The following is a 26110-nucleotide window of genomic DNA, read 5'->3' on the forward strand; positions in this document are numbered from 1 at the left end:
CGATTTGGCAAAACGTCTTGGCGACAAGCTATGACATCGTTGTCAGCGAGTCAAGACTCTGGCGTTGCCAAAATCTCCGGGGACGCCGTTTTGGCACGATGCCGGCCCGCGCCGGCCACCGCGTGCCCAGCCTCAGGCCAACGAGAGCGTGAACGACAGCACGAACCCGGCCGCCGTGCTGAGCGCCACGGCCGGACCCCCGTGTTCGTAGGCCTCCGGCATCAGCGTGTCGGCGAGCGACGCGATCACGGCGCCGGAGGCGAACGCCAGCGGCAGGGACACGATCTCGGGGTCGCTGCCAGAGAGCGGGCCGGCACCGATGACCGCCGCGGCGGTGACCAGCACCGCGGACGCGCTCCAGAGACCGAGGACCTGAACCCGTGGCCGGCCCTGCTCGCGCATGGACGCCGCGCCCACCAATGCTTCCGGCAGGTTGGAGGCGAAGATGGCGGCGAGCAGCGCGACGCCGCCGGTCCCCTCCTGCACGGAGATGCCCAACGCGAGATTCTCGGGTACGCCGTCGAGGGTGACCGCCGCCAGCAGCGCCACGCCGGCTGCACCCCGAACGGATGCCGCGGTCGCGGGTCGCTCGGCCGCGGCGGCATCCGTGTCGAGCTTGACACTCCCGCGATACTCATCGGCGGACTTCGGGCGAGATCGACGTTGCGCCCACCGGTCGAGGAACGCGCTGAGCAAGGTGAACACCAGGGCGCCGACGAACAGGCCGATCCCGGCGCGCCAGATCCCGCCGCGCTCATACGAGTCCTCGAAGAGCTCGAAGGTCAGCGCGGTGATCAGCGCGCCGGCCGCGAAGGCGAGGAGCATCGCCAACAGCCGCTTCGGGAGCTCGAACCGCACCCCGATGGCCGCCCCGATGATGAGGGCGCTCGACGCCACGGCGCCGAAGAGCAGGACCGTCCCCATCCGGCATTCCCCTCAGATGTGCGATGACGCACCCATGCTGGCATTCGCCCGGTGGGGCGGCAAGGGGGTGGCGCTTCGCCCGTTCAGCGAAGCGCGAGCTCCTCTGAGCGCGTGGCGAGCTCCCCCACCATTGCGGCCAGTGCAGCACTCGTCGCCTTCTCGAGCTGCTCCGCGCCGATGAGCACGCCCTGTTGCGACAACTCCCGGGCGAGCTCCTTCGCGAGCGCGCGCTGGTGACGGGCACCGATCGTGCGCCAGTCGGGATCGACCGGGACCGGGCCCCTTCCGGGCACCCAGATCACGCCTGGTGCGTCGTCGAGGATGCCGAACAGGATGTAGCCCCACTCCAGGTACTCATCCTGGAACGGGCGGAACCGGTCGGTGCGCTCGATCGCGGCGAAGATCTCCTGGAGGTTCGGCATAACGCCGATGCGGTCGACGGCGGGGTCGGCGCTCGGGGTGTTGAAGTTCGCGCTCAGCCACGAGCGCACGGTGCCGGGCCACATCGTCGTGCCCGTCGCCGCTCGCCGCCAGCTCTGGAGCAGCAGCGCCGCACCCGCGACGATGGGGCTCGCGCCCGAGGTGCCGCCGAACCAGCTCGTGTACTCGGTCGTCGACGTGCCGGTCCACCCGTCGCCGGTGGTGTCGATTCCTTCCCCCCAGCCGTAGCAGTCGATGCGGCTTCCGTGGTTCGAGAAGCCGAGTCGAGAGTGCGGCGCCCACGAGCTGCCCGCGCCGACCATGATCGCGCCGGAGTCGCGGAAGTCGGGATCGTCGCGGTTGAGGATGTGCCGGCCCGCGGCATCCGTGTAGGCATCGAGGTCGTTCCCGCCGTTGCCGCCCGCCTCGACCACGACGATCCCGGCGTCGACCGCGTCGCGGATGGCGTCGAACACGGCGTCCTCCACCTCGACGGGCAGGTAGCCGCTCCAGTGCGACATCGTGGTCTGCGCCTCGAGCAGCAACACGTCGCCGGGCGACATGGCATCCGTCGCCGAGACGATCGCCGCTGCGGTGCTGTACGACGTCGAGGTACGCCACTGCGAAACGACTCGAGCGGATGCCTCGGGCGCACTGCCCAGCCCGCCCCGGGCGTTGTCCACCGCGACCACTTCGCCGAGCACCGCGGTGCCATGGCCCGTGTAGGCGTTGCTCACGCCGGAGATGATCGTGATCCCTGCGGCGGCCAGGTCCTCGTGGTTCAGGGTCCAGCCCTGCTCGAGGTCGACGAAACCGACACCCGACCCGTCGGTGCGAGTCCAGGCCCACCGTGCGCCGATTCCCTCAGGCGCTGCGTCGAGGTACCCCTGGTCGCCGCTGCGCGGGTCGTCGCCGGGGTTCACCGGTGGCGGCGTGGGGCCGCCCTCGACGTAGGCCGACCTGATGCCGTCACGAGCGCCGAGGTCCTTCGCGACCTGCGCCGCGGCATCCGGATCCTTCACCTTGATCGCGACCCACGGTGCGAACCGGGCGCGCCGCCCCCGACCGAGCGGTTCGTCGTCGCCGACGAGGGACTCGAGATGCGCTTCTTTCGCGATGGCGTCCTGCCGCTCGGCGAGCAGGCCGGCGACGTAGGCGAGGTTGTCGAGCACCATGTCGCCGTGGTCGAAGCGCGCGCTCTCGTCGACTTTCACGAGGACGCGAGGTGCGATGCCCGGCGTCTGGCTGGGCTTCAGTTCTGCGCGCCGTTGATGATTCCCATGAGATTGCCCGCTTTCGATGCGCGAGGCGGTCGTCGGCGCGTTCGGGTCGAGTCGTGCGGCTGCCGGTGAGAGCGGCGAGCGGATGCCGCCGCCACGCGGCATTCTTCGCTCAACAGCGGTCGTCGGCCTCAGGGCAGGCACCGAGTTCACCGGCGAGGGTTCGCGACGAACGGGCAGCCTACGCCCGCTCGGCGATCGCCTCCCACGTGTCGCCCGACACCACGAGGTCGGCGCGCTCGCGCGCGGGCGCGATGCGCCGCGCGTTCGCCCCGTCGACCTCGATCGCCCACTCGCGCGCCGCCTCGGGCGAGCGGCCGTGCTCGGTGTGCCGGCGCACGAGGCGATGCATCCGCTCGTCGTCGTGCGTGTCGCAGAACCACGACTCGTCGAGCAGCTCGCGCACACGCGACCACGGTTCGACGTCACTCAGGAGATAGTTGCCCTCGACGACCACGATGCGTGCCGACGGCTCGATCGCGATCTCCCCCGCGACGGGCTCGTCGACGTGACGCTCGAAGGCGGGCGCGTAGACGGTGTGATCGGTGTCGCGGCGCACGCGTTCGAGCAACTCGACGAAGCCCCATCCGTCGAACGTCTCGATCGCTCCCTTGCGATGCCGCAGGTCGAGCCGGTCGAGGGTCGCGTTCGCGAGGTGGAACCCGTCCATCGGCAGGAACACCGCCGGCGGCTCGGCCGCGCCGCCGTTCAGCTGGGCCACGAGCGCGTGCGCCAGCGTGGTCTTGCCCGCACCGGGGCTGCCGGTGATGCCGATGAGTATGCGAGCGCCTGAGGCCTCGCGGCTCAGTCGCCTGGCCCGGCGGGCGAGCACCTCGAGCGCGTCAGGGGTCGGGGTCGGGGCGCTCGCTGGCATACCACCAGCATCTCGCACACCAAGGGTTCGCCGCGGGAGCCGCGGCGCTACTGCTCGGCCCAGACACCGAGCTCGTTGCCGCTCGGGTCGACGAAGTGGAAGCGGCGACCGCCAGGGAACTCATAGGGGCCGTCCACGATCTCGCCGCCGGCATCCGTGACCGCAGCGGCCGTGGCGTTGAGGTCGTCGCTGTAGAGCAGCACGAAGGGGCCCCCGCGCGTCACTTCGTCGGCGAGGACGAGCCCGCCCGCCTCGGCGGCTCCCTCTTCAGCCGCGGTGCGGATGCCCGAGTACCCGTCGCCGTAAGAGTTGAACTCCCACCCGAACGCGGCGCCGTAGAACTCGCGTGCGGCCGCCATATCGGTGACGGAGATCTCGACGTAGTCGATGCTCATCGGAATGCCGTGTTGGTGGTGTCTGGCCATGGCTTCACGCTTCCACGCCCCCTGACACGGCGAGTGGCACCGCAACCACGGATGGTCCGGCGCGGCCGACGAAGCCATCCCACTGGGATCGCTCCGAGTTTCCAAGCCGCCCACTGCCCTCTTGATGAGCGCATCAACACTGTCACAACCTAGATCGCATGTGGTAATACTGGGAGCGCACACAGTCTCGACAGAGAACTGCTCGTCACCGCAGCGCCGCGGACGCCCTCGCCTCTCCGGTGGGCGACCCGGAAGGGCTGCCGAATGAAGAGGGAGCAAGAAACTTGCGGAATCGCAATAGAGCAAGAGCGGGCAGAGCAAGAACAGGCAGGTCAACCGGCAGAGCAAGAACAGGTGTCGTCGCCATCGCGGTCGCGCTCGCCGCCCTGGTCGCAGTGCCCGCGGGTGCGTCGGCGGCTTGGTCGGAGGAGACCGACGGCCCCGTCGAGGCGGGCATCTTCGTCGAGAAGGTCGATGGGCTCGCGTCCGACTTCGTGAACGGCGTCGACGCGTCGACGGTGCTCTCGCTCGAGGAGAGCGGCGTAGTCTTCCGCGATGCCGCCGGGCAGCCGGCCGACCTCTTCGACGTGCTCGCCGACAGCGGCGTGAACAGCGTGCGGGTGCGCGTGTGGAACGACCCGTTCGATGCCGAAGGACGCGGCTATGGCGGCGGCACCGTCGACGTTGCACGTGCCGTGGAGATCGGCGAACGTGCCACGGCGGCGGGCCTCAGCGTGCTCGTCGATTTCCACTACTCCGACTTCTGGGCCGATCCGGCCCGCCAGCTCGTGCCGAAGGCGTGGGCGGGGCTCTCCCCCGCCGAGACGGTCACGGCGCTGCACGACTTCACGGCCGACGCGTTGCAGTCCTTCGAAGACGCGGGCGTCGATGTGAGCATGGTGCAGGTCGGCAACGAGACGAACAACGCGATCGCCGGATACACCCGCGAGGGCCGGGCGATCGACGCGCAGTTCGCGGCGCTGGTCTCCGCGGGCACTGCCGCCGTGCGCGAGGTGCTGCCCGACTCGCTCGTGGCGGTGCACTTCACGAACCCCGAGACATCCGGCCGCTATGCGACCTATGCCGCCGGCCTCGCGCAGTTCGGCGTCGACTACGACGTGTTCGCAAGCTCGTACTACCCGTACTGGCACGGCTCGACCGAGAACCTCACGATCGTGCTCAGCGACATCGCGACGACCTACGGCAAGCAGGTCATGGTCGCCGAGACCTCGTGGGCGCACACGCTCGAAGACGGCGACGGGCACCCCAACGTCATCGGCGCTGGCACGATCACCGACGACTACCCGGCGAGCGTGCAGGGGCAGGCGACGCAGCTGCGCGACGTCATCGCCGCGGTCGCGGCCGTGGGCGACGCGGGCATCGGCGTGTTCTATTGGGAGCCCGCGTGGCTGCCGGTCGGGCCGCCGAGCGAGCTCGACGCGAACCGGGCGCTGTGGGAGCGCGACGGCTCGGGCTGGGCGACGAGCTTCGCGAACGAGTACGACCCGGTGCACGTCGGCGAATGGTTCGGCGGCTCGGCGTGGGAGAACCAGGCCCTCTTCGCATGGGACGGCACTCCGCTGGAATCGCTGCGAACGTTCGAATACGTGCGCACCGGTGCGGTCGCACCGCGCGAGGTGGTGTCGGTCGAGAAGGTGGCATTGACGGTGACGGATGCCGCGCCGGTGTCGCTGCCCACGACGATCACGGTCACCTACAACGACGGCAGCACGGAGCATCCGTCGGTCACCTGGAGCCGTGCGGTCGACTGGATTCGCGGACCGGGCGTGTACGAGATCCCGGGGCAGACCTCGACCGGTCTCGACGTCGTCGCGGCGGTAACGGTGCTGGCGGCGAACCTCGTGCGCAACCACAGCTTCGAGAGCGCCGACCTGAGCGCGTGGTTGCTGACCGGACCCGCGGCTCGAACGCAGACCGCCGACGGGTCGGACGGCGACTTCGCGGTGACGTTCTGGAGCGGGCAGGCATACACGACGTCGGTGTCGCAGACCCTCGCGGGCGTACCCGCCGGCACCTACACGCTGCAGGCCACGACGCAGGGCACGGGCAGCCCCGCTGGTGACCAGCGCACGCTGTCGGCGGCGACGTCGGAGGGCAGCTGGAGCGCACCGCTGCAGTTCTCGGCGTGGAACGAGTTCCACACCGCGACCGTGCCCACCGTGGTCGTCGGCGGCGACGGCGTCGTCGGGGTGCACGCCGACTTCGCGCTCTCGGCGGGAGCGTGGGGCGTGTTCGACGACGTGCGTCTCGTCGCGGCTTCCGCGGCCGATCCGGTCGATACGTCGGCGCTCGAGTCGGCGCTCGCCGTTTCGGCATCCGTCGACAGAACCAAGTGGACGGATGCCTCGCTCGCCAGGCTCGACGAAGCGGTTGCGATCGGCGAGGTCGTGCTTGCCGGCTCGCGGGCGACGCAAAGCGATGCGGATGCCGCGAAGAAGCTCGTGAAGAAGGCGGTGAAGAACCTCAAGCCGCTGAGGTGAAGTGAGCTGACGTCGCGCGCGCCGGCCGTGCGGGCGGAGTACTGATGGGCGGTGGCCTGATGGGCGATGGCCGGGAGCACGCGCAGCTTCCGGCCATCGCTGCGAAACGGTTTTGTTCGAAGCGGGCCGACCGCTTCGATACGCATCGGGCTTCGCCCGACGCTACTCCACCACCGGGGTGTGGTTTCGATACGCGTCGGGCTGCGCCCAGCGCTACTCCACCACCGGGGTGTGGTTTCGATACGCGTCGGGCTACGCCCGGCGCTACTCAACCACCGGGGTCGTCCGTGCTCACGCGGCCGGCTTTCTGCCGCGCTGGTCGCGTTGGTCGGCGAGCCGGGTCGGGGATTTCGTGAGGGCGCGCCAGCCGCCGCCCGGGTCGAGCCACGCCGGTGGGCGGATCTGCGGCACGCCGCGGAGCATCCTGATGCCCCAGCCCGACGTGTCGATGGTGCGGTGATGGAACCAGCAGAGGAGCACGCCGTTGTCGGGATGGGTGGGGCCGCCGTCGACGTCGGGGATGACGTGGTGGATCTCGCACCACGAGGATGGGACCGAACATCCGGGGATGAGGCATCCGCCGTCGCGCAGGATGATCGCGCGACGCTGGTGCGGGGTGAAGCAACGCTCGGGCGAGCCGAGGGTGATGATGCGGCCGTTGTCGTCGAAGACCACCTTCTGGATGCCACCGGTGCACATCATGTGCCGAGCCGCCCGGAGCGAGATCGGAACCTCGACGCCGTCGGCGTGCGCGACACCACGACCGGACTCGACGTCGGAAGCCCTGACACTGACGAGAACGGTCGGCGCGGCGCCCCCGATCATCGGATGCTCGCCTGAACGCGCCGCCGTGTCGATCACCGCGGCGAGCACGTCGTGACGTTGCTGATCGGTGCTGCGGGTCTCACCTGACTCGGCAGCCGCCGCCCGCTCCTCATCGGTCATGAATCCGGTGCCGGAGCGCGGCGACAAATGCGCATCGAAGAGCCGCGTCAGTTTCGCCGCGACCTCGGGCATCAGCTCACCCGCCACCGGGATCAATCCGTCGCGTGCCCGCCCCAACCGGAACCCTCGGCGCCGCATCGCCCGCTCATCTTCAGGTTCGCGGCCGTCTTGGTCGAGGAACGTCGACCACGCCTGCGCCTGCACACGCAACTCATCGGCCGTGCACCGCACCGGCGCTCCGTCGCCGCCACCGGTCGCCTCGGCGACGAGTGCTTGCTCGGCCGCCGCGAGCGAGATCGGGTCGGCGACAGTACGAGTGCGGTCGAGCTCTCGGATGATCGTGCACGCCACATCCGCACCCAGATCGCCTGCGGCGAGCGCGGCAGCGACGATCGGGAACGCCGCCCCGATCGGCTCACCGGTGAAACCGGAACGCGAACGCGTCGCAGACCCTAGCGCGATACGCCGCCGCACCTCGAAGCCAGACACCTGCGTGACCCGCTCGACCAGCTCCACCGCGGAGCGACACGACTTGCGCGCCGAGAGCCGCTGCTCACCGAGCTCAACCTGGGACCGTTCGGCCACCTCACCGGCGAACGCGGCACGATGCGCATCGACCAGCCGACCCAGCGCCTCCAGCTCGCCCATCGTGACGAGCAACTCATCGTCAGAGTATCGGGAGGCGTCGTCGAACCTGAGCACGTCGGCGAGCATCGAGCGGAGCTGCTCGAGCGCTTCACGGGTGCCGGTCATGGGTCTATTCTTCCCGGCACCACTGACATTCGGATCGCTATAAATGCCTGATCAGGCTGTGGAAAAGTGCGCTTTCGCGGCGCCTGTTGAGGACAAGTCGCGCCCACGGCGATCTCGCAGCGCCCGCTACGCGGGCGAAACCACCTCAGCCGACTCGGAATCGGTCAGCGCAACCGGCGGCGCCATCCGACGCTCGGACGATGCCGAGGTGCATTCTGGGAATGCCAGCTCATCGAGCCGGCCGCGGCCGCCGGATCGACGGTCAGCGGATGCCGCGCGCGAACAGCAGCAGCGGCGTGCGCTCGGCATAGTCGCGATACGCGTCGCCGAACGCGTCGATGAGGCGCCGCTGCTCGACGTGCGCCTTCACGACGAGCACCGCGGCGAGCAGCACCCACACCACGATGAGCTCGATGCGCCCACGCCACAACACCCACGCGGCCGTCGCGATGAGGAGCCCGAGGTACATCGGATTGCGCGTGAATCGGAACACGCCATGGGTGCGCAGCGGCGCACCGGGATGCGGCGCGACCCACGGCACGAGGTCGCGGCCGAGCACCGTGGCGCTGGCGATCACGAGGGCGGCTCCGACGAGCCCGAGCACGACCGCGAGCACGGTGATCCACGTCTCGCTCCAGAGCGGATCGCCCGGCAAGAGCAACAGCGCGAGGAGCAGGAACTGCGCCACCACGAGCCAGTTCGCGCGATCCGTCATCGTCGCCTCCTCGTGACCCATCTTCCTCCCGGCAGGGCGCCAGTCACGCGCGGAAGAGGCCGAGTTTCAGGAGCGCCCCGGCTCCGCCTCAGCCTCGCTGACCTGCGCAAGACGCAGCGGCACTGCGGACACGATCGACACGCCCGTCGTGCTCGACACCGTGTGGGCACGCAACGCATGCAGCACCCCGTACCGGATCACGAGGTACTGCAATCCGAAGAAGACGGCCGCAATGATGATCCCGATGAACACGACCATGAAGTTCCAAGTTGCCATGCTGCCGAGCGTATCGGCCCGGTTCGGGATGGACGCCAACTAGAACAACCGCCGCTGCGCCACGACCTCCGCACCCTCGAGCTCGAGGAGCAATTGCTTGCGCTCGAGGCCGCCCGCGTACCCCGTGAGCGAGCCGCTCGCGCCCACGACGCGGTGGCACGGCACGAGGATGCTCAGCGGGTTGTGGCCCACCGCATACCCGACCCGCCGCGCCAGATTGCGATCGCCGAGCCGCATGGCCAACTCGCCGTAGGTGGTCGTCGCGCCGAACGGGATCTCGCGGAGCATCCTCCACACCGCCTCCTCGAACGCGTCACCGGCGGCGGCGGTCGGCAGGTCGAAGGCGGTGCGGCGGCCGTCGAGGTACTCGGCAAGCTGCTCGCCCAGTTCCCTGAAGAGGTCATCGGATGCCGCGTCGACCTCGGCCCCGATCGAATCAGCGCTCGGCGGGTGCCAGTGCCCCGGAAAGTAGATCCCCGTCAGCCCGTCAGCGTCGGCGACCACGAGCAGGTCACCGAGCGAGGTCGGGAGCGTGGCGTGCCGGCGGGACATGCCTCCATCCTCGCCCCGTCGGGCCGCCATGGAAGCTCCAGGAGCAGCGGAATTCGGACTTCATGGGCGCCACGGCCGACGCGGGGTATAGCGGCCGCGGCCAGCAAGTGGGCGGCCGCGGCCGGCGAGTGGACAGCCACGGGACGGCGGTGTCTCACGATTGGCGCCGCCGTCCCGGCTGATGCTAGATGTCGCAGCCGGCCGCGCGCGCAGCAGCGTACGGGAAGCCGGCGACCGGGCCCGGTCCCTGTTGCGGGGAGCAGATGATGTTCCAGGTCTTCGGGCCGACGTACCCGTCGTCCTTGAGGCCCCAGTAGCGCTGCGAGGCGAGGACGGCCTTCAGGGTGGCGGAGCCGAAGCTGTTGTCGACTGCGAGTGTCGGGTACGGCCCCGCGGGGTTGTGATACGTGCTCGAGAGCCCGATCCTCTGGAAGTTGAGGAGCTTCTGGATGTATCCGATGCACGTGGAGTAGCCGCCATAGCCGTAGACATTGTCGACACAGCGGGTGCTCGCCTCGGCGGGTGCTGCGGTGCCGGCGCTGCTGACGGCGCCAGTCGCAACGAGCGACACTGCGGCGAGTGCGAGGGCGAACTTATGGCGGCGGGTGCGAAGAGTCATACGAAATGTGGTCCTTTCGTCGATGCCGGCGGTTGCCGACCGCGCCAGAATATGCGCGGTGCACACGGGCAGCGATGGGCATGGGTACCCGGCAACGAACCCGCACTCGCATCCGCCGAGTACGATCGCCGTCATGCGCATCCGCTTCACCGCCGAGATCTACGAGTGGTCGGCCCGCAGGAACTGGTTCTTCGTCGACGTGCCGCCCGAGCCCAGCGCCGACATCGCCGATCGGCCACGGATGCCACGTGGCTTCGACTCCGTTCGCGTGACCGCGACGGTCGGCGGCACGACGTGGAACACCTCGATCTTCCCTTCGGCCGACACCTATGCACTGCCGCTCAAGAAGGCGGTGCTGAAGGCGGAGGGCATCGGCCAGGGGGACGAGATCGCGGTCGAGCTCGACGTGCACGACGGGTGACCCCGCCGAGCCGACCCCGCCCTGTCAGGCGGCGACGGTGATAGTCGCGCCGACCGTCTCGCGGTCCTCGAGCACGTCGAGCACGGCGCGCGCGAGGTCGGCACGGCGGATCGAGACACCGAACGGAACACCCGCACCGTTCGCGCGCCGATAGCGTCCGCGGGCCGCGCCGTCCTTCAGTTGCGGCGGCCGCACGATGGTCCAGTCCAGCCGGCTCGAGCGCACCACCGGCTCGGTCGCAACGAAGTCGGAGAACGGCTCGCGCAGGATGCGCTGCACGATCGGCTTCGCCACGAACTTCAGGAACGGGTCATCGCCCTGTGTGAACGGCCCACTCGCGCTCACGACCACGAGCCGGCGCACGCCGGCGATCCGCATCGCCTCGATGAGTGCCGGCATGCTTTCTCGCATCACCAAGTGATCGGCGCTCGTCCCCGACGGACCAATCGCGAACACCGCGGCGTCACAGCCGGCGAGCGCGGCCGCAAGTGCCGCGGCATCCCGACCCTCGGCGATCCGCTCGGTCGTGCCATTGGGTGCGGACGCGGCACGCCGCACGACCGCGATCACCTCGTGTGCGCGGGCTCGCGCCTCCTCCGCAACCAAACCGCCCGTTCGCCCCGACGCTCCCAGCACCGCAACTCGCATAGTGTCTCCTTCTCCTCGTGGGGTAAGTATGCATTGGAGTTAGTAAGCACTTACTCACCCATCGATGATACGGTGAGCGAACACTCACCTGTCAAGTGGAAGGACCGCATGACTCCCGTCTCGTCGACCCGCGACCGCATCCTCGACGCGGCAGCCACGGTGCTCGTCGAGCGCGGCCTCGTCGGCGCGACGACCCGCGAACTGGCCCGCGCCGCGGGCTGCTCCGAAGCGCTGCTCTACAAGCACTTCGCTGACAAGCAGGAGCTCTTCCTCGCCGTGCTCACCGAGCGGATGCCCGGCATCGAGCTGCCCGCCGCATCCGATCGCACCGACCTGCCGTCGTCGCTCGCCACGATCGTGACCGCGCTGCTCGCGTTCTTCACGCGCACGTTCCCCATGGCCGCGTCGATCTTCGGCGCGCCCGAACTGCTCGCCGAGCACCGCGACGGCGTCCGTGCCCGTGGCTACGGGCCCGAGAACACCGTGCCGTTGGTCGCCGGACTCCTCGCCGAGGAGCAAGCGGCCGGCCGCATCCGCCCTGACGCCGACCTCGAGGCCGCCGCGCGACTACTCGTCGGTCTTGCGTTTCACCGGGCGTTCCTCGCCGCCTACGAGGGGCGGGGCGAGGTGACGGATGCCGCGGAGTTCGCCCGCCGCGGGGTCGACCTGCTCGTGCCGGTGCTGGGCGCACGCTGACCCGGCGGAGTGGCCCGCCCGCCCGAGCCGCCTGTCGCCCGCTCGCCGGAAGCGGCGCGGGGGTGGCGGCGACGAGCACGGCGGCGAGCTCGACGTGCACGACGGCTGAGACGTGCCGCCGGCAAGCTGAGCCCGGGTGCCCGCAAGCACGCCGACGGCGCCGACCCGCCTACCCTCGCCGGCCGGCGACCAGCTCCGCCCGATTCGCCTCGTACTTGCGCCTGCCGACGAGCCGCCAGATGAGTCGCACCGGCGGCGGCAAGTGCTCACGCTGCCACTCGTCGCCGCCGTCGGGTTGCGCGGCCAGGATGGCCCCGAGCTGCTGGAACATGTGGCCTTTCGGCGTCGCCTTGCGTCCGTGCTCGCTGAGGGCGTCGACCTCCTTCTGGGTGATGACCGTCTCCATGACCGGAACGATGTGCTGCTCCTCGTCGGGCAGGTGCACGGCGAGCGCGGCATTGATGCCGTCGAGGGCAGTGAGCACGTCCGCGGCATCCGACGACCGACCGCTCGCCCGCCACGCGGGCAGCGCTGCATCGAGCTCGCCGAGGTGCACGAGCATCACGGCGTGCTGATCCTTCATGCGCGCGACGTGCACGGCGCACGACGGCGCCCGGCTCTCGAGCGCGCCCCACAGCCCGGAGTCTTCGCCCTCGTGGTGGGCGTGCAGGCCGACCGAGAGCATGTCGAGGTGGTCGCCGACGACGTCGGCGTGCGCCGAGTCACCCTCGGTGACCCCGTTGACGAGCGTGGGCCCCTCGCTGAACCCGGCCCGGAACATCCGGTGGATCTCGGCCATGCCGCTCGCGTCGCAGGTCTTCGTCGCGCCGGCCGCCCGGCCGGGCTGGTCGCCGCTGGGGGGAAGCGCGGTTGCGGGCATGTCGGCTCCGATCATCGGTGATGGGACGCGGTCGTTCGCGACGTTACGGGCTCGCGGATGCCGCGGCAAGAGCCCGGCGACGACAGGCGCACGCGTTCACCGGCCAGCCCGGACCGGACCTGTTCGGGGCACCAGCCTCAGACATCGCCGAACAGGTTCCCTAGGTTCCCAATCGGGCGCGCCGGATCGGGAGGAGGGTCTCGGGTGGCTCGGCACCCTCGAGGAAATCTTCGATGATCGCGGCCACGAGTTGCGGACGCTCGATGACGACGGTATGTGAGGCGCCGGGCAGGACGCAGAGTCGACCGGCCGGCAGCGCCTCATAGAGCGCGACCGTGTGGTCAAGACGCACGAGGTCGTCATCGCCGACGAGCACCAGGGTCGGATGCTCGAGTCGCATGAGATCGTCGGTCGTCAGCGTCGGCTCGGTGGTGATCATCGCCATGAACTTCTCCGCGACGACGGGGAAGTGGTCGGCACCGTCGGGTGAGCGCTCCGCGTAGCTTTCGAGCAGTCCCACGGGCGGTGCATCGTCGCCCAGATCCAGCTCGTGAATGCCCTCGAAATGGAAGTTGGTGCCGATGAGCACGAGCCGGTCGACGAGGTCGGGCCGGCGAAGCGCGACCAGCATCGCCACGATACCGCCATCGCTCCATCCCACGAGGTGGACCTTCGATTCGCCGAGGTGCTCGAGCACCTTGATGGCGTGTGTGGCCATGTCGTCGTAGTGGAACGGCTCGTCGGTATCGGCGGTGTAGCCGTGGCCGCGACGGTCGAACCCGAAGACGCGGAAGTCCTGCTCGAAGCCCGATCCGATCAGGTCGAAGAGGACGTCGCTGTTGCTGAGTCCGCCATGAAGGAGTACGACGGTGTTCTCACCGCTTCCGCGCGTCTCGGTCCAGGTGTTCAGGCCGTCGATGTCGATGCGTGCCGCCACGTCGTCTCCCTCGTTGGGTCGCTGTATCCGGTGGCGGGTGGGACCAGCCGTGGTCTGCTTGGCGCCACCTCGACGGATGAGGCCGCCTGAAACCCAGTGCTCCCGCTCTTATCTCACGACTTGGCCGGACCTCTCATGAGCTACGCCCGGCGTGACCGCCACGACGCGCTCCCAGCTCGTGGCGCTCAGTCGCGCGGGGTGCGGTGCCCGCCCCCGGTGTCGAGGTCATCGCCTGCCTCCAGGTAGGGGCCGTCACTCTCGGTGATGTTCGCACCCTCGAAGAACGGATCGACGCCCAGTTCGCGCTTGTGCTCGGCGTGCAGCCGCGCCTGTTCGTTCGCGTCGTCGGCGAAGTCCCGGTCGTCGCGGTCTGTGGTGTCGCTCATACTGACCTCCTCGGTCGATGCGTTCAGGCTAGTTCGTCGGATGCCGCGCCGCACAGGGTTGCAAAACGGATGGTCGGCGAAGTCATGGGCGGAACCATCTGCACCCCGCAACGCCGGCCCGTGAACGGGGCTTTGATTTGCGACATTGCGCCGATCACTGGTCCTCGAGCCGCACCTCGGGCAACATGGGTACGCGAGTCGTTCATCGGGTCGCAGGCACGGCGCTCGATGGGGGGCAGGCATGACGGATGTCACGAGCCGCCGCCCGTCGACGGCAGCGATGCGCACCATCCGCATTGTGAACCTCATCGCGCTCTCGCTCATCGTCGGCCTCGGCGTCGCGTTCATCGTCGCATCGGGCCCGCTGCTGGAGCTCGGACTGATGGCCGCCTGGTGTGCGGTCTCGACGCTGTACGCGATCGCGTGGATGTCGATCATCGGCTGGTCGTCGCGCCTCGAATGGCGCGGCATCGAGGCAACCATCCCGCCGCGGGCGCCGAGCCGCGGCGTCGCCCTCGTCACGACGATCGCAGCGAGCCTGATCGGCGTCTCGGCCGCGAGCGAGTTGCTCCTGCTCCACAGCGACCCCGTGGTCGGCAGCGCGATCGACATCGTGGGCGTCTGGGCGATGGTGCTCGCATGGGGGTTCCTGCACTGGGGTTTCGCGCAGATCTACTTCCGGCTGTACCACCACGAGCGCCCGGGCATCTCCAGGGGCGACGACGTGCCCGCGATGCGCTTCCCGAAGACCCCGAATCCGAGGCTCGTCGACTTCGTCTACGTCGCGTTCCAGATCGGCACGAGCTTCACCGCGAACGATGTCGAGACCACCTCCCGCGTTCGCTGGACCGTGACCTGGCACTCCGTGTTCAGCTTCTTCTTCAACGGGTTCATCATCGTGCTCGCGCTGAACACGATCAGCGGGAGTCGGTGAGCGGATGCCGCGGCATCCGATTCCGCACCGCTCGATGTCAACCCCTTCCGCGGCGTCGCGCACCGCGAAAGGCTGACACCCATTCCGACCATCCCGGTGGTCCGAAGTTCCAGCTGACCGTCGACTCGATGAAGGAGCATCCGATGACCGACTCGACCGCACCCGACGGAACCACCCAAGACCCCGACGCGCCCGAAGTGGCCGCTGAGACGAAGCCCGACGACGAGCGAACGGTCGACCCCACGAGGACCGGCGACGATATCCCCGGCTCGACGACGAGTGCTGCCCCACTCACCGATTCCACCGATGGCGGGTTGGACGGCGGCGACCCGGGCGTCGAGGAGTAGTCACCGGCCTCGAGATCGGGGCCGTTGCTCTCGGTGATGTTCGCGCGGTCGTCGCGGCCCCTGGTGTCGCTCATGCGATCCTCCTCGGTCGATGCGTTCAGGGGTCGACGCTCCTGACGACGTGCTCGAGTAGCGCGCGGGCAGTTCACGCTGCCGGCGCCTCGGGTCTTCGGTCGCGTCGGTCGGCGAGCCTGGTCGGGGATTTCGTGACGGGGCGCCAGCGGCCGCCGGGGTCGAGCCACGCGGGCGGGCGGATCTGCGGCACGCCGCGGTGCATCCGGATGGCCCAGCCCGAGGTATCGATCGTGCGGTGGTGGAACCAGCACAGGAGCACGCCGTTGTCGGGATGAGTTGGCCCGCCATCGATGTCGGGGATGACGTGGTGGATCTCGCACCACGCCGCGGGCACGGAGCATCCGGGGATGAGGCATCCGCCGTCACGCAGGGTGATCGCGCGGCGTTGGTGCGAGGTGAAGCACCGCTCGGCCGAGCCGAGTGCCATGATCCGCCCGTGGTCGTCGAAGACGACCATCTGGGTGCCGCCGGTGCAGATCATGTGCTTCGCGGCACGGAGGGAGATCGGGATTTCGGTGCCATCGGCGTGCGCGACCCCTCGCCCGGCAGCGAGGTCGGATGCCCGGACGCTGACGAGCACCGTCGGAGCAGCCCCGCCGATGGTCGGATGCTCGCCCGAGCGCGCCGCGGTGTCGATCGCGGCGGCGAGCACGTCGTGGCGTTGCTGGTCGGCGGTGCGGGTCTCGCCGAACTCGGCGATGCGTGCCCGCTCTTCGTCGGTCATGAACCCGCCGCCCGAGCGCGGTGCAAGGTGCGCGTCGAACAGCCGGGTGAGCTTCGCCGCGACCTCGGGCATGAGCTCGCCGGTGACCGGGACCAGTCCGTCGCGTGCCCGGCCGAGCCGGAACCCCCTGCGGCGCATCGCCCGCTCGTCGTCGGGCTCGGGGCCGTCTTGGTCGAGGAACACCGACCACGCCTGCGCCTGCACCCGCAACTCATCGGCGCTGCACCGCACCGGCACACCCTCGCCCTGCCCGGTCGCCTCGGCGACAAGCGCCCGCTCCGCCACAGCGAACGCCGCGGGGTCGGCGACCGGGCGGGCGCGATCGAGTTCACGGATGATCGTGCCCGCGGCATCCGTGCCCAACTCGCCCCCGAAAAGCGCGGCCGCCACCTGAGGGAACTCCGCGTCGAGCGGCTCGCCCGTGAACCCGGTGCGCGCTCGCGTCGCGCCGCCCAGCCCGATGCGGCGGCGCGCCTCGACGCCCGACACCTGCGTGACCCGTTCGATCAGCTCGGCGGCCGACCGGCACGAGGTGCGAGTGGACAGCCGCTGGTCGCCGAGCTCGACCCGGGACCGCTCGGCGACCTCACCCGCGAAGGCCACCCGATGGGCGTCGACCACCCGGCCCAGCGCCTCGAGCGCACTCATCGCCGCGAGCAAATCGTCGTCGCAGCAGCGGGATGCCGCCTCGAAACCGAGCACCCCCACCAGCGCCGTACGGAGCTGCTCGAACGCATCACGGGGGCTGGTCATGGATCCATTCTTCCGGCATCCACCGACATTCGAACCAACCCGAAATGGCTGATCAGCCTGTGAATAACTCACCCCACGAGAGGACTGTGGAGGACAAGTGAGGGTGGAAGCGAACGGCCGCTACACAGCGAAGATGCCGCTGAATCAGGCGCAGCAGCGTGCCACATCTCCAGCAGCTGCGACGTGCCAGCCTGACGGCTGGGAGCCTTCTGAGCAGCCTCCGACCAGTTGCACTGCTGGGGCTTCATCCCCTGGGAACGCATCGCCGGAGCCGACTCTTTGTGCGTAACCAGCGGTTGTAGCTAGGCCTGGTCGAACAGGCCGTCTTCATACGCCTGCAGCGTTCGGACGACGAGAGCGCGGTCCTCCGGTGTCAGCGGTGCGAGCGCGTGACGCCACGCGGTTGCACTGTCACCGAGCCATGCATCGATGGCCGGGCGTGTTGCCGGAGCAATGGCGATGAGCTTGCGGCGGCGATCGCCGGGGTCTTCGGTCCGATCGAGGAGACGCTGATCGGCGAGGGCGCCGACCATCAGGCTCACCGTCGTCGGGGCCAGATTGAGTGCCGCAGCGAGCTCGTTGACGGTGAGCGGCCCGTCGAGGAGCATCGCGAAGAGGGCGAGATGCCGTGGCGTCAGGTCGTAGTCGGCGAGCTGGCTCGGCAGGGTGCGACGTTTCGCGCGCCCCACGATCCGGGGCATGAGCACCAAGAGGGAGCGCACGTCGGCGTCGATCGAATCGGCACGAGCAGGTTTCACGATGACCTCGGGTGGCTTGACAGTGCGAACCATCACACTTATCTTTGCTTTCAAAGTTAATTGCGTTTCAAAGCAATTCTGTCATGGAGGCGAACAATGGGCCAAGGTTCGAACGGCACGGATGCACCGCGCACGAACGACGAGGTGATCGAGGCGTTTCGCGCGCACAACGGGCAGGTCGGTGGAATCTTCACGGGCGCCGATCTCGTGCTGCTGACCACGCACGGGGCTCGCACCGGACGCCCCCGCACAACGCCGGTCGCGGCCATGCATCAACCCGACGGAATCGTGGTGTTCGCCACGAACGCCGGTTCGCAGCGCGATCCTGCGTGGCTGTTCAATCTCAGGGCCCATCCGATCGTCGAACTCGAGGCGCCGGGAAGCGACGGCGTCGTCGAGCGTTTCGGGGCGCACGCCGTCGAGGTCGCATCCGCCGACGCCATCCGCCTGTTCGACCTGCAGGTGCGCGCCGATCCCGCATTCGCCGCCTATCGGGAACGCATTTCTCGACCCATTCCGGCCGTCATGCTGCGCCGCACGGAGGTTCCCACCGAACCGGCACTTCTCGACGACAGCACGCGCTCGTGACCCGCACTCGGTTTCAGCGCCTCCTCGACCGGGTAACGCTCGGAGTGCGGGTACTGCTCTCGGTGGGCTTCGCCGCGAGTGGCGCGATGATGTTGGTCGAACCGGATGGCCTGGGCAAGCTGGTGGACGGCATCGGCGTGGGTTCGTGGCTGCGCTTCGCCACGGGCAGGCTGCAGATCGTCGGCGCGGTCGGACTCGTCGTGCCGGTACTGGCCGGAGCGGCAGCAGCGGCGTGGGCCGCGATGATGATCGGTGCCGTGATCGTCGAGATCGCATCAGGCACTCCACCGATCGCGGCGACGGTCGTGTTCGTCCTCCTTTCGTGGATCGCCGGGCGGCTCAGGCGCCGCACTCGTGTGCTGCTCGACATCGTGTTCACGAACCTGCCGCGGTGGACACTCCGAACCAGAGAACGCTAGCGAGGTTGCGGGCGGCGAGGCCTTCGAGCACTGCATCGAGCGGATGCCGCAGACCGCCGAGTGGGCGACCCGGGCGGCGGGCACCGCCGCGAGCATTGACGGCCAGCCGGGCGACGTTCAGGCTGACCATATGGCAGATGCATCGCCCGAGAACTGGCGCCTCGTCGACGACTACTTCGAAACGACCCTGATCGACGACGACTCGGCACTGACCCAGGCACGGTCAGACTCCGTCGCCGCCGGACTTCCCGCCATCGAGGTCACCCCGCTCGCGGGCAAGCTCCTGCACCTCCTCGCCCGCATGTCGGGCGCGCGTCGCGTGCTCGAGATCGGCACGCTCGGCGGTTACTCGACGATCTGGCTCGCGCGCGGCATCCCCCACGACGGCCGAGTGGTGACCCTCGAGCTCGAGCAGCGGCATGCCGACGTCGCCCTCGCCAATCTCGAGCGGGCGGGCGTGTCGGAGAAGGTCGACATCGTCGTGGGGCGCGCGGCCGACACGTTGCCCCGCATCGCGGAGCGCATCGACGAGCCCTTCGACCTCGTGTTCATCGACGCCGACAAGGAGTCGAACACCATCTACCTCGACTGGGCGATCCGGCTGGGGCATCCGGGAACCGTGATCGTCGTCGACAACGTCGGCCGCTCCGGCGAGGTCGCCGATCCCACCTCGACAGACCCGATGGTGCTCGGCACCCGGCGCGCTCTCGAGCTGCTCGGCAGCGATCCGCGGGTGGATGCCACGGCGCTGCAGACCGTGGGCGCGAAGGGATGGGACGGGTTCGCCGTCGCGATCGTCGTGTAGCTCGTCGTGAGCGGCCTCGCATCCTGACCCCTCGCCGCACGTGCGGCACCTCGGTACGCTGAACGTGAAACCAGACCGGAGAGGGTGGTGAGTTCATGGATGCGACGAAGCACTGGAGCGTCACCGTCGACATCGACGAAGAAGAGGGCACCACGCTGGCACACGCCAGCCTGCGCACGCCCGCGGGTCAGGATGTGACCGGCGTGGGCCAGGCACAGCGCAACCCGAACGATCCGAGCGTGCCCGAGATCGGCGACGAGCTCGCGGTGGCGCGCGCGTTGCGCAACCTCGCCGAGCGACTGCTGCACACAACGGAGAGAGACATCAAGGGCGTCACCGGCGAGTCGGCGCACGTGCACCGGTAGTGCAACGGGATGCCGCGGCATCCGCTGACCCGCTCAGCTCGTGCTCGTGGTGCTGACTGAGCCTCGACCGCCGTCGAGCGCGCCCGGGTACAGCTCGTCGAGCAGCCCCAGCGCAACGTCCCGCAGCACCTCCTCGAGCGCCCGCCCCAAGAACTCCTCACCCTCGCCGCGCCGCGCCCAGATCGCCGCAAGCCGATCATGTGAAGCGACCACCGCCTCGATGACCATCGGTCGCCAGAACGGCGGATACTCCCCCTTTCGCCAAGCGCCGCGGCCGCGTCCGTAGTGCGCCACGGCCAGGTAGCGCAGCAGCGCCGAGGTCACGAGCCCGTCGAGGAACCCCTCTTCCCAGCGCAGGGTCGAGTCGCTCCGACCGCGCACCGCGTTGATGCCGCGTGCGATGCTCCCGCCGCCGAGCACACCGAGGATGGCGCCGGCGATCATTCCGGCCCCGAACGTGAGGCCACCCGCCGCGAGGTCGGCGCCGAGTCCGGTCAGCGCGCCCGACACGACGCCCGACAGCATGGCCGTGCGGGTCTCGTCGAGCGGAGCGTCGATGTGCAGGTCGTCGGCCACTCGCTCGAGCACCTCGTCGGCGGCTCGCCCTTCGAGCCGGTGGATCGCGATGAGCCGTTCCGTGCTCTGACGCAGGTCGGCCTGCAGTCGCCCAGCCATCTGCTCCGCGGCATCCGCTCGGGCCCGTGATCGCTCGGGGCTCGGCAGGCCGAGGGAGCCGCCGACCCGCTGCGCGAGCGGTTCCTCCGGCAGCGTCGTCTGATCGACGGCAGCACGCGCGATCGGCCCGGCGAGCGCGGCCATCGCCGCGTCGAACTCGCCCATGCGGAGGTCGCGCCAGGCGGCCGACAAGCGGGCGAAGGCCGGCCGCGAGGCATCCGGAACCAGCGGATCGATCGCCGCGAACAGCGTGAACTCCTGCACCCAGCAGCGCGCGAACGCATCGAGTGCGAGCACGCCCCGCACGTGCCCCGAGTCGCCGAGCGCGGCGCGCCATCGCGCGACATCCGCCTCTTCGGCAGAACGTTCGCGCGGCGGCCCGGTCTGGTTGAGCAGCACGAGCACCGGCTTGCCGATCCACTCGAGCACCTCGAGCTCGGGGGCGAGGTAGCCGGCGTCGGCGGGCGCCTCGGCCGCGTTCACGAGGTAGAGCACCACGTCGGCCTGCTCGGCGACGTTGCGCACCGCGAGCTGGCTGAGCCACAGCGAGCGGTCCTGGTAGCGGTCCCACACCTGCGAGAGGAACCAGCCGATCGGGTTGCGGTCCTGCCGCAGCCGGCGCACGAGCCGCACGCTGTCGCCGAAGCCGGGGGTGTCCCACAGCGTGAGCAGGTCGCCGTCAGACGTCTGCACGAGCGGGAACGGCGTCGCCTCGGCGGTGACGTGCGGGGCGTCGCGCACCTCGCCGACGTCGCGCCCGAGCAGCGTGCGTGCGAGCGTCGTCTTGCCCGCGTTCGTGTGCGAGATGAGCGAGAGCGAGACGGCGCCGGCGATGTCGGTTCGGGGTTGCCCCGGCGGTCGAGTAGGCAGCGAAGCAGCCGTATCGAGACCCTCGCGCGACCCGGGCCGGTCAGGCGCTGTGTGCTCGCTCATGGCCGCCTCGCATCGGGGGTGGCGTCACCGTCGTGAGCGGATGCCGCGGCGGCGAGCTGCGCCTCGGCCGCGGCCAGATCCGGGTCGACGAGGTCGACGAACACCGGCACGCTCCCGTGCGCCTCGACCAGCTCGCGCCACACCGCGCGGCGCTCGTCGCGGCGCTGGGGGTCGTCGCCCCATCGCGCGAGGAACGCCGACTCGTCGACGAGAGCGACGGTGGTTCCGGATGCCGCGGCACGGCCGCCCCCCGCACCGAGCTCCGCAAGGAACGCACCGTGCGCGTCGTCTTCTGGCGTGGCCGTGAGGCTGAACAGCGGCACGCGGATCTCGCCGGCGTCGTTGAAGCCCGTGCCCGCGGCATCCGTCACCTGGCTCTGCTCGAAGTCGTCGCCCCATGCGACGGGCGCGTCGATCGTCGCGGCGGCGTTGCCGTACGCCCGCGCGAGGATCGCGTCGAGCCCCGCCCGCACCTCGGGCGTGAGGGTGTAGCTGTAGGGGATGACGCGCACCCGCGCCGGCTCACCCACCCACGCGGCGACGAGCCGACGGTAGTACGGCTCGGTGAGCGGCAGCGCAACGTGCTTCGCGCGGCGCCGCTCGACGAGGCCCGCGACGAGTGCGAGCACGAGCCGCGGCACGATGACGACGGCGGCGACCGTGGCGGCCATGAGGTGCATCCACAGCGCGGCGTTCTCGCTCGCGGGCGCCCGGATCGCCTCGATCGCGGCGATGTCGGGCACCGGGATGCCGGTGACCCACGATCCCGGCGCCAACGTCACGGCGAGCATGGCGTGCACCTGCTCGGCGCCGAGGAACGTGCTCTCCCACGACGCGCGGTACTCGAACGCGATGCCGCGCAGGTAGAGGCCGGCGATCACGCCGAGCGCGGTCGCCGCCGCCGCGAGGTGCAGGACGCGAGCGGCGCGCGCTCCGTAGAGCGGCCCGGCGACGCGTGCCCAGTCGCGGGGCAGCGCGGCGAGCGCCGTTCGCCGGGCGGCAGTCGCGGCATCCGCTCTGCTGAGCTCACCGGATGCACGCACCGACGCGACCCGGATCAACAACGACCGCACCGGGCCGGCTGCACCGTGCCCGAGCGCCAGCGGCCGCACGAGCAGCCAGAGGTAGATGAGCAGGTTCCACGCGACGAGCGCGAACACCGGCGGCGCGAGCAGGTTGATGCTCGACCCGCCGCCGATGCGATCGATGAGCAGGCCGAACAGGAACGCGGCGACCACCGTCATGACGCCCACCCACGGCCGCCACCGGATGCCGCGCACCGCACGCCTAACGGCCGCCTGACGTGTGCCGATGCGCTCGAGCACGAGCTGCGCGCGCCGCGCGAGGAACTCCTCGGCGCTCGCCCGCTCCCCCACGATGGACGCCGCCGCGCGGCTCGCCCACTCGCGGTCGGCATCGGACCACAGCACGCGATCGCGATCCGCCGTCTCAACGGCGCGCGCCGCGGTCGTGTCGAGAGCGGCCGACTCGTCCATTTGTCCGCAGTCTATGCCGCGGCGGGGAGTTCGTCGCGGATCCGACGGCGGGCACGGGATCGCGCCTCGTTCACCCTCATGGTGAGGGCCGCCGTCGGACAGGACGGCACCATCGCGGCACACAGCCCGAAGAACTGGCTCGCGACCGACGGCAAGGGCATCGATCACGCGTTCGCCGCTTTCGGCAACGCGATCTTCGGCAGCTACGCCGCGACGACTACTTGCTGCGAGGGATGAAGTCCCGCAGGTACGCGCGAAGTGCCGGGTCGCAGACGTAGACGTAAGTTCCACGGATGCCGCGCGTGAGCAGAACGGTGTAGATGTTGCGAACGAATCTCAAGAGGTCGTCGTCGGTGTACGTCTTGCCGAGGACGGGATTGTTCTCCTTGCCCTTCTTGTCGAAATACGATCCCCGATCGACGACTACCCTGCCCGCTCGCGCGTCGTAGCGAAGGTCAGGACCGATGATGACGCCGGCGTAGTTGAGGTCGTAACCCTGGATGGTGTGGATCGAACCGACTTCGTCGACGGACTTCGGCGACGCGATCCAATCGGTCTGCGTGCTGTTCCAACGAAGCCGAGAGCCATCGACCTCTATGTCATAGGCAGTCTTGTCGTTCTTGGTCTTCCACTCCCAGGCGTATCCGGCAAGCAAGCGCGAGAGGCCGGCCTCGGCATCCCTCTGGCGAATCTCGTCCCGCATCTCAGCGACGCTGTCGAACATCCGGAAGTCGTAGCCCTCGAAGGCCTCAGGGCGCGCCGGCTCTGGCAGGCCGGTGTTGGGCGCGGTACCGAGTATGCGTCTGACGTAGGCGACATAGTCGGAACCCGCCTGCACGCGCATCTGTGACGCGAGCGGATAGTGACGGTTCGCAGCTCTCGCCTCGCGCACAAGTTCGTCGAGGAGCTCCGCGGGCAGGTCAGCCGGTCGAACACTCTGGGCAGCATCCAGGAGGAAGATCTGGTGCTTGCTCTTCGCTCGGATCCAATCGAGTTGAGTCTTGGTCGTATCGTCACTGCCGAAGAGCTTCTCAGTGATGATGCGGAAGTTCTTGTTCTGGACGCCTGATGGCTGGTTGGCGCGTTGGTTGAGCCGGTGTGATTCGTCGACGATGAGCAGGTCGAAGTTCTGATCGGCGAACCCGACGTCGAAGGCCGTCATCACCATGTTCGGCCGCAAGCCGGGCGTCTTCCGGAACACCTTCTTGATCGACTCCCGCAGCGACTGCTGCGGCACGACAAGCCCGATCCGGAGGTCGGCGAGCAGTTCCCCGTAGCCTTCGACGAAGAACTCGGAGAAGAGGGAGTCGCTATCGAGATCCTCAGCGGGACTCGTGGTTGCAATGTCGACGAGCAGCTTGAGCATGTAGATAGCAACGACGGTCTTCCCAGTCCCCGGTTCGCCTTGGACGACGATTGTGCTCGTGGCTCCAGACTCCAGATCCTCAAATAGCCCTTCGAGGATGCCTTCGACGGCGACGGCCTGGTCCTGCGAGAGCGCCTTGAAGGGCGAGAGCTTGAACAGGTCGCTGTTCTCGATCTCGGGGATGCTACGAGTGAAGACGCCATCTCGCCTGAGCTGCTCGAACACCTCGCGAAAGGTCTCGCGATACCGATCACGATCGAAGTAGTCCGCCTCGGTGATCCCGTCATTCCTGTTGAGAACACGGTACGAACCGTCTCCGGCGAGCATTCGGATCAGATACGACTCAAGGTCGAGGCAGACCGACTTGTTGAACGTATCGTCGACGATGACCCGGATGGTGTTCAGGTGCTGCTTTTCCGGTGAAGCAAAGTGCTGGCGCATTCGGGCAGCTGCGTTCAGGGATTCCCCGACATAGATGTCGTGGAGCCTCTCAATCGTCATGACCCGTGGGGTTGAACGTTTGGCATCATCCAGCACATAGACGACCGGCCAATTGCTGTTCCGGTGGTCAAGAGGCGCCCACCTGCCGACAGCCTCGGGAGTGAAGTCGAGGCGCGCAATCTCAAAGGGCGTCATACTTCGCACTTCGCCCGCGAGCCCTATCGACGGGATACTTCTCGCCGGTCACCGCCAGCTTGTCTCGGATGATCTGGTTCGGATCAGCTCCGATGCGCTCGGCGAGCAATAGGCAATAGGTGAGCACGTCGGCGAGTTCTTCACGTACCTGATCAACCTCGGCGTCGGTGTCCCACTGGAAGCACTCGAGCAATTCGCCTGCTTCGATGGCGATGCTCTTGGCGAGGTTCTCGGGCGTATGAAACTGTGCCCAATCTCGCTCGGCGACGAAGGCCGCAATCTCGTCGCTCACGGAGAGGTCGGCCATGGCGTCAATGTAGCAGGGAAGGGATCCGCGACCTCTCGGTTCGGCGTGTTGATCTCGACATGGATCGCCGGGGCTTGATCGCCCTCACGACCGGCGTCTACGTCGCCGTCACCAAACGTTGGAGTTGGGCGATGCTGCCTAAGTCACGACGCGTCGGAGCAGGATTCGCTGCAGGTGCCCTCTTAGCGCTTTCCTGTTCGACGAAGGTTGTCGAGATATGTGCGCCGAATGTCCATGGATAGGACGGCCGGATCCTCGTGCTCCCAATAACGAACTACAGTCCAGCCAGCCTCCGCTAGGGCCTGATTGTTCCTCGCATCCCTGGCACGATTGAGTTCGATCTTTGGGTGCCAGTACTCGGGGTTCGTCGCTGGCGGCCGATAGTGCTCAGGACATCCATGCCAGAAGCATCCATCGATAAACACAGCCACCTTGGCCTTCGTGAAGACGATATCCGCTCGACAACGAAGGCCTCTCTCCGGTGCGTAGTCGACGCGAAATCGCATCCCAAGAGTGTGCAAGAGCCTTCTCACCCGCAGCTCGGGCGCGGTGTCTCGGCGTCGGTTGCCGAGCATGATCCGTCGACGCGCCGGCGAACTCGCCCAACTAAGCCCGCTGGCGCCCGGCGAAGGAAGATCATTCATCACCGCTTATCCCAGCCTGCGGCCTATTTCGAG

Annotated in this window: 30 protein-coding genes; 10 read left to right on the forward strand and 20 right to left on the reverse strand. The window is 68.8% G+C overall.

Features of this window, described 5'->3' with window-relative positions; genetic code table 11:
• Positions 1-132 precede the first annotated feature (132 nt).
• The 4 genes from QFZ29_RS14480 to QFZ29_RS14495 form a co-directional block, all read right to left on the reverse strand.
• The gene (locus tag QFZ29_RS14480) at positions 133-924 is read right to left on the reverse strand and encodes a ZIP family metal transporter (RefSeq protein WP_306894746.1); all 792 of its coding nucleotides are present in this window, start codon (positions 922-924) and stop codon (positions 133-135) included.
• Positions 925-1007: 83 nt separating this feature from the next.
• Positions 1008-2558, reverse strand: a complete 1551-nt coding sequence (locus QFZ29_RS14485; protein WP_306894747.1) for a S8 family peptidase — start codon at positions 2556-2558, stop codon at positions 1008-1010.
• Positions 2559-2805: 247 nt separating this feature from the next.
• Positions 2806-3498 carry a nucleoside/nucleotide kinase family protein gene (locus QFZ29_RS14490; protein WP_306894748.1) on the reverse strand — a complete coding sequence of 231 codons (693 nt, stop codon included), beginning with the start codon at positions 3496-3498 and terminating at the stop codon, positions 2806-2808.
• Between the two features lie 47 nt (positions 3499-3545).
• Positions 3546-3923, reverse strand: a complete 378-nt coding sequence (locus QFZ29_RS14495; protein ID WP_306894749.1) for a VOC family protein — start codon at positions 3921-3923, stop codon at positions 3546-3548.
• A 395-nt stretch (positions 3924-4318) separates the two neighbouring features.
• On the opposite strand from QFZ29_RS14495, the gene QFZ29_RS14500 reads away from it, so the two are divergent.
• Positions 4319-6424 (forward strand): glycosyl hydrolase 53 family protein, encoded by a 2106-nt coding sequence (locus QFZ29_RS14500; RefSeq protein WP_306894750.1) that lies wholly within the window; start codon positions 4319-4321, stop codon positions 6422-6424.
• Positions 6425-6715: 291 nt separating this feature from the next.
• Here the strand turns inward: QFZ29_RS14500 and QFZ29_RS14505 are convergent, their stop codons facing one another.
• The 5 genes from QFZ29_RS14505 to QFZ29_RS14525 form a co-directional block, all read right to left on the reverse strand.
• The gene (locus tag QFZ29_RS14505; protein WP_306894751.1) at positions 6716-8122 is read right to left on the reverse strand and encodes an HNH endonuclease signature motif containing protein; all 1407 of its coding nucleotides are present in this window, start codon (positions 8120-8122) and stop codon (positions 6716-6718) included.
• 262 nt (positions 8123-8384) lie between these two features.
• The gene (locus tag QFZ29_RS14510; protein ID WP_306894752.1) at positions 8385-8837 is read right to left on the reverse strand and encodes a methyltransferase family protein; all 453 of its coding nucleotides are present in this window, start codon (positions 8835-8837) and stop codon (positions 8385-8387) included.
• A gap of 66 nt (positions 8838-8903) precedes the next feature.
• Entirely contained in the window at positions 8904-9113 is a 210-nt protein-coding gene (locus QFZ29_RS14515) for a hypothetical protein (RefSeq protein WP_306894753.1), read from the reverse strand.
• Between the two features lie 39 nt (positions 9114-9152).
• Complete coding sequence (locus tag QFZ29_RS14520; protein WP_306894754.1) at positions 9153-9665, reverse strand: methylated-DNA--[protein]-cysteine S-methyltransferase; 513 nt, start codon at positions 9663-9665, stop codon at positions 9153-9155.
• Positions 9666-9849: 184 nt separating this feature from the next.
• Positions 9850-10284: a peptidoglycan-binding domain-containing protein gene (locus QFZ29_RS14525; RefSeq protein ID WP_306894755.1), complete on the reverse strand. Its 435-nt coding sequence runs from the start codon at positions 10282-10284 to the stop codon at positions 9850-9852.
• 133 nt (positions 10285-10417) lie between these two features.
• Here QFZ29_RS14525 and QFZ29_RS14530 point away from each other — a divergent pair, with 133 nt between their 5' ends.
• The gene (locus QFZ29_RS14530; protein WP_129521761.1) at positions 10418-10705 is read left to right on the forward strand and encodes a DUF1905 domain-containing protein; all 288 of its coding nucleotides are present in this window, start codon (positions 10418-10420) and stop codon (positions 10703-10705) included.
• Between the two features lie 24 nt (positions 10706-10729).
• On the opposite strand, the gene QFZ29_RS14535 is transcribed toward QFZ29_RS14530, so the two are convergent.
• Positions 10730-11353 carry an NAD(P)-dependent oxidoreductase gene (locus QFZ29_RS14535; RefSeq protein WP_306894756.1) on the reverse strand — a complete coding sequence of 208 codons (624 nt, stop codon included), beginning with the start codon at positions 11351-11353 and terminating at the stop codon, positions 10730-10732.
• Positions 11354-11461: 108 nt separating this feature from the next.
• On the opposite strand from QFZ29_RS14535, the gene QFZ29_RS14540 reads away from it, so the two are divergent.
• On the forward strand, positions 11462-12049 hold the full coding sequence (locus QFZ29_RS14540) for a TetR/AcrR family transcriptional regulator (protein ID WP_306894757.1): 588 nt from the start codon (positions 11462-11464) through the stop codon (positions 12047-12049).
• A 169-nt stretch (positions 12050-12218) separates the two neighbouring features.
• Here the strand turns inward: QFZ29_RS14540 and QFZ29_RS14545 are convergent, their stop codons facing one another.
• The 3 genes from QFZ29_RS14545 to QFZ29_RS14555 all read right to left on the reverse strand — a co-directional run bounded on the left by QFZ29_RS14545 (position 12219) and on the right by QFZ29_RS14555 (position 14252).
• Positions 12219-12929 carry a hemerythrin domain-containing protein gene (locus tag QFZ29_RS14545; RefSeq protein ID WP_306894758.1) on the reverse strand — a complete coding sequence of 237 codons (711 nt, stop codon included), beginning with the start codon at positions 12927-12929 and terminating at the stop codon, positions 12219-12221.
• Between the two features lie 160 nt (positions 12930-13089).
• On the reverse strand, positions 13090-13866 hold the full coding sequence (locus QFZ29_RS14550; protein WP_306894759.1) for an alpha/beta fold hydrolase: 777 nt from the start codon (positions 13864-13866) through the stop codon (positions 13090-13092).
• Positions 13867-14051: 185 nt separating this feature from the next.
• On the reverse strand, positions 14052-14252 hold the full coding sequence (locus QFZ29_RS14555; protein WP_306894760.1) for a hypothetical protein: 201 nt from the start codon (positions 14250-14252) through the stop codon (positions 14052-14054).
• 241 nt (positions 14253-14493) lie between these two features.
• Between QFZ29_RS14555 and QFZ29_RS14560 the strand changes: the two genes are divergently transcribed.
• Together QFZ29_RS14560 and QFZ29_RS14565 are read left to right on the forward strand one after the other, a co-directional pair.
• Positions 14494-15186, forward strand: a complete 693-nt coding sequence (locus QFZ29_RS14560; protein WP_306894761.1) for a DUF1345 domain-containing protein — start codon at positions 14494-14496, stop codon at positions 15184-15186.
• A 143-nt stretch (positions 15187-15329) separates the two neighbouring features.
• The gene (locus tag QFZ29_RS14565) at positions 15330-15533 is read left to right on the forward strand and encodes a hypothetical protein (protein ID WP_306894762.1); all 204 of its coding nucleotides are present in this window, start codon (positions 15330-15332) and stop codon (positions 15531-15533) included.
• A 145-nt stretch (positions 15534-15678) separates the two neighbouring features.
• Here QFZ29_RS14565 and QFZ29_RS14570 read toward each other — a convergent pair whose 3' ends face one another.
• Together QFZ29_RS14570 and QFZ29_RS14575 are read right to left on the reverse strand one after the other, a co-directional pair.
• Positions 15679-17085, reverse strand: coding sequence for an HNH endonuclease signature motif containing protein (locus QFZ29_RS14570; protein ID WP_306894763.1), 1407 nt, complete (start codon positions 17083-17085; stop codon positions 15679-15681).
• 302 nt (positions 17086-17387) lie between these two features.
• Positions 17388-17876, reverse strand: a complete 489-nt coding sequence (locus QFZ29_RS14575; protein ID WP_306894764.1) for a MarR family winged helix-turn-helix transcriptional regulator — start codon at positions 17874-17876, stop codon at positions 17388-17390.
• Between the two features lie 63 nt (positions 17877-17939).
• On the opposite strand from QFZ29_RS14575, the gene QFZ29_RS14580 reads away from it, so the two are divergent.
• The 4 genes from QFZ29_RS14580 to QFZ29_RS14595 all read left to right on the forward strand — a co-directional run bounded on the left by QFZ29_RS14580 (position 17940) and on the right by QFZ29_RS14595 (position 20020).
• Positions 17940-18431 carry a nitroreductase/quinone reductase family protein gene (locus QFZ29_RS14580; protein WP_306894765.1) on the forward strand — a complete coding sequence of 164 codons (492 nt, stop codon included), beginning with the start codon at positions 17940-17942 and terminating at the stop codon, positions 18429-18431.
• The gene (locus QFZ29_RS14585) at positions 18428-18850 is read left to right on the forward strand and encodes a DoxX family protein (protein ID WP_306894766.1); all 423 of its coding nucleotides are present in this window, start codon (positions 18428-18430) and stop codon (positions 18848-18850) included. The genes QFZ29_RS14580 and QFZ29_RS14585 overlap by 4 nt, the downstream gene beginning before the upstream one ends.
• Positions 18851-18980: 130 nt before the next feature.
• Complete coding sequence (locus QFZ29_RS14590; RefSeq protein WP_306894767.1) at positions 18981-19655, forward strand: O-methyltransferase; 675 nt, start codon at positions 18981-18983, stop codon at positions 19653-19655.
• A gap of 95 nt (positions 19656-19750) precedes the next feature.
• The gene (locus QFZ29_RS14595) at positions 19751-20020 is read left to right on the forward strand and encodes a DUF1876 domain-containing protein (RefSeq protein WP_306894768.1); all 270 of its coding nucleotides are present in this window, start codon (positions 19751-19753) and stop codon (positions 20018-20020) included.
• 33 nt (positions 20021-20053) lie between these two features.
• On the opposite strand, the gene QFZ29_RS14600 is transcribed toward QFZ29_RS14595, so the two are convergent.
• Entirely contained in the window at positions 20054-21628 is a 1575-nt protein-coding gene (locus QFZ29_RS14600) for a DUF3482 domain-containing protein (protein ID WP_306894769.1), read from the reverse strand.
• A complete protein-coding gene (locus QFZ29_RS14605; RefSeq protein ID WP_306894770.1) occupies positions 21625-23124 on the reverse strand; it encodes a DUF2868 domain-containing protein in 1500 nt (499 codons plus the stop codon). The genes QFZ29_RS14600 and QFZ29_RS14605 overlap by 4 nt, the downstream gene beginning before the upstream one ends.
• Before the next feature lie 78 nt (positions 23125-23202).
• Here QFZ29_RS14605 and QFZ29_RS14610 point away from each other — a divergent pair, with 78 nt between their 5' ends.
• Positions 23203-23361 carry a hypothetical protein gene (locus tag QFZ29_RS14610; protein ID WP_306894771.1) on the forward strand — a complete coding sequence of 53 codons (159 nt, stop codon included), beginning with the start codon at positions 23203-23205 and terminating at the stop codon, positions 23359-23361.
• Here the strand turns inward: QFZ29_RS14610 and QFZ29_RS14615 are convergent.
• The 3 genes from QFZ29_RS14615 to QFZ29_RS14625 all read right to left on the reverse strand — a co-directional run bounded on the left by QFZ29_RS14615 (position 23342) and on the right by QFZ29_RS14625 (position 26077).
• The gene (locus QFZ29_RS14615; protein WP_306894772.1) at positions 23342-25126 is read right to left on the reverse strand and encodes a DUF2075 domain-containing protein; all 1785 of its coding nucleotides are present in this window, start codon (positions 25124-25126) and stop codon (positions 23342-23344) included. The genes QFZ29_RS14610 and QFZ29_RS14615 overlap by 20 nt on opposite strands.
• Entirely contained in the window at positions 25113-25433 is a 321-nt protein-coding gene (locus QFZ29_RS14620) for a nucleotide pyrophosphohydrolase (protein ID WP_306894773.1), read from the reverse strand. The genes QFZ29_RS14615 and QFZ29_RS14620 overlap by 14 nt, the downstream gene beginning before the upstream one ends.
• 182 nt (positions 25434-25615) lie before the next feature.
• Entirely contained in the window at positions 25616-26077 is a 462-nt protein-coding gene (locus QFZ29_RS14625) for a very short patch repair endonuclease (protein WP_306894774.1), read from the reverse strand.
• Positions 26078-26110: the final 33 nt, after the last annotated feature.

This window comes from Agromyces albus, from assembly GCF_030815405.1.
GTDB classification, from domain to species: Bacteria; Actinomycetota; Actinomycetes; order Actinomycetales; family Microbacteriaceae; genus Agromyces; species Agromyces albus_A.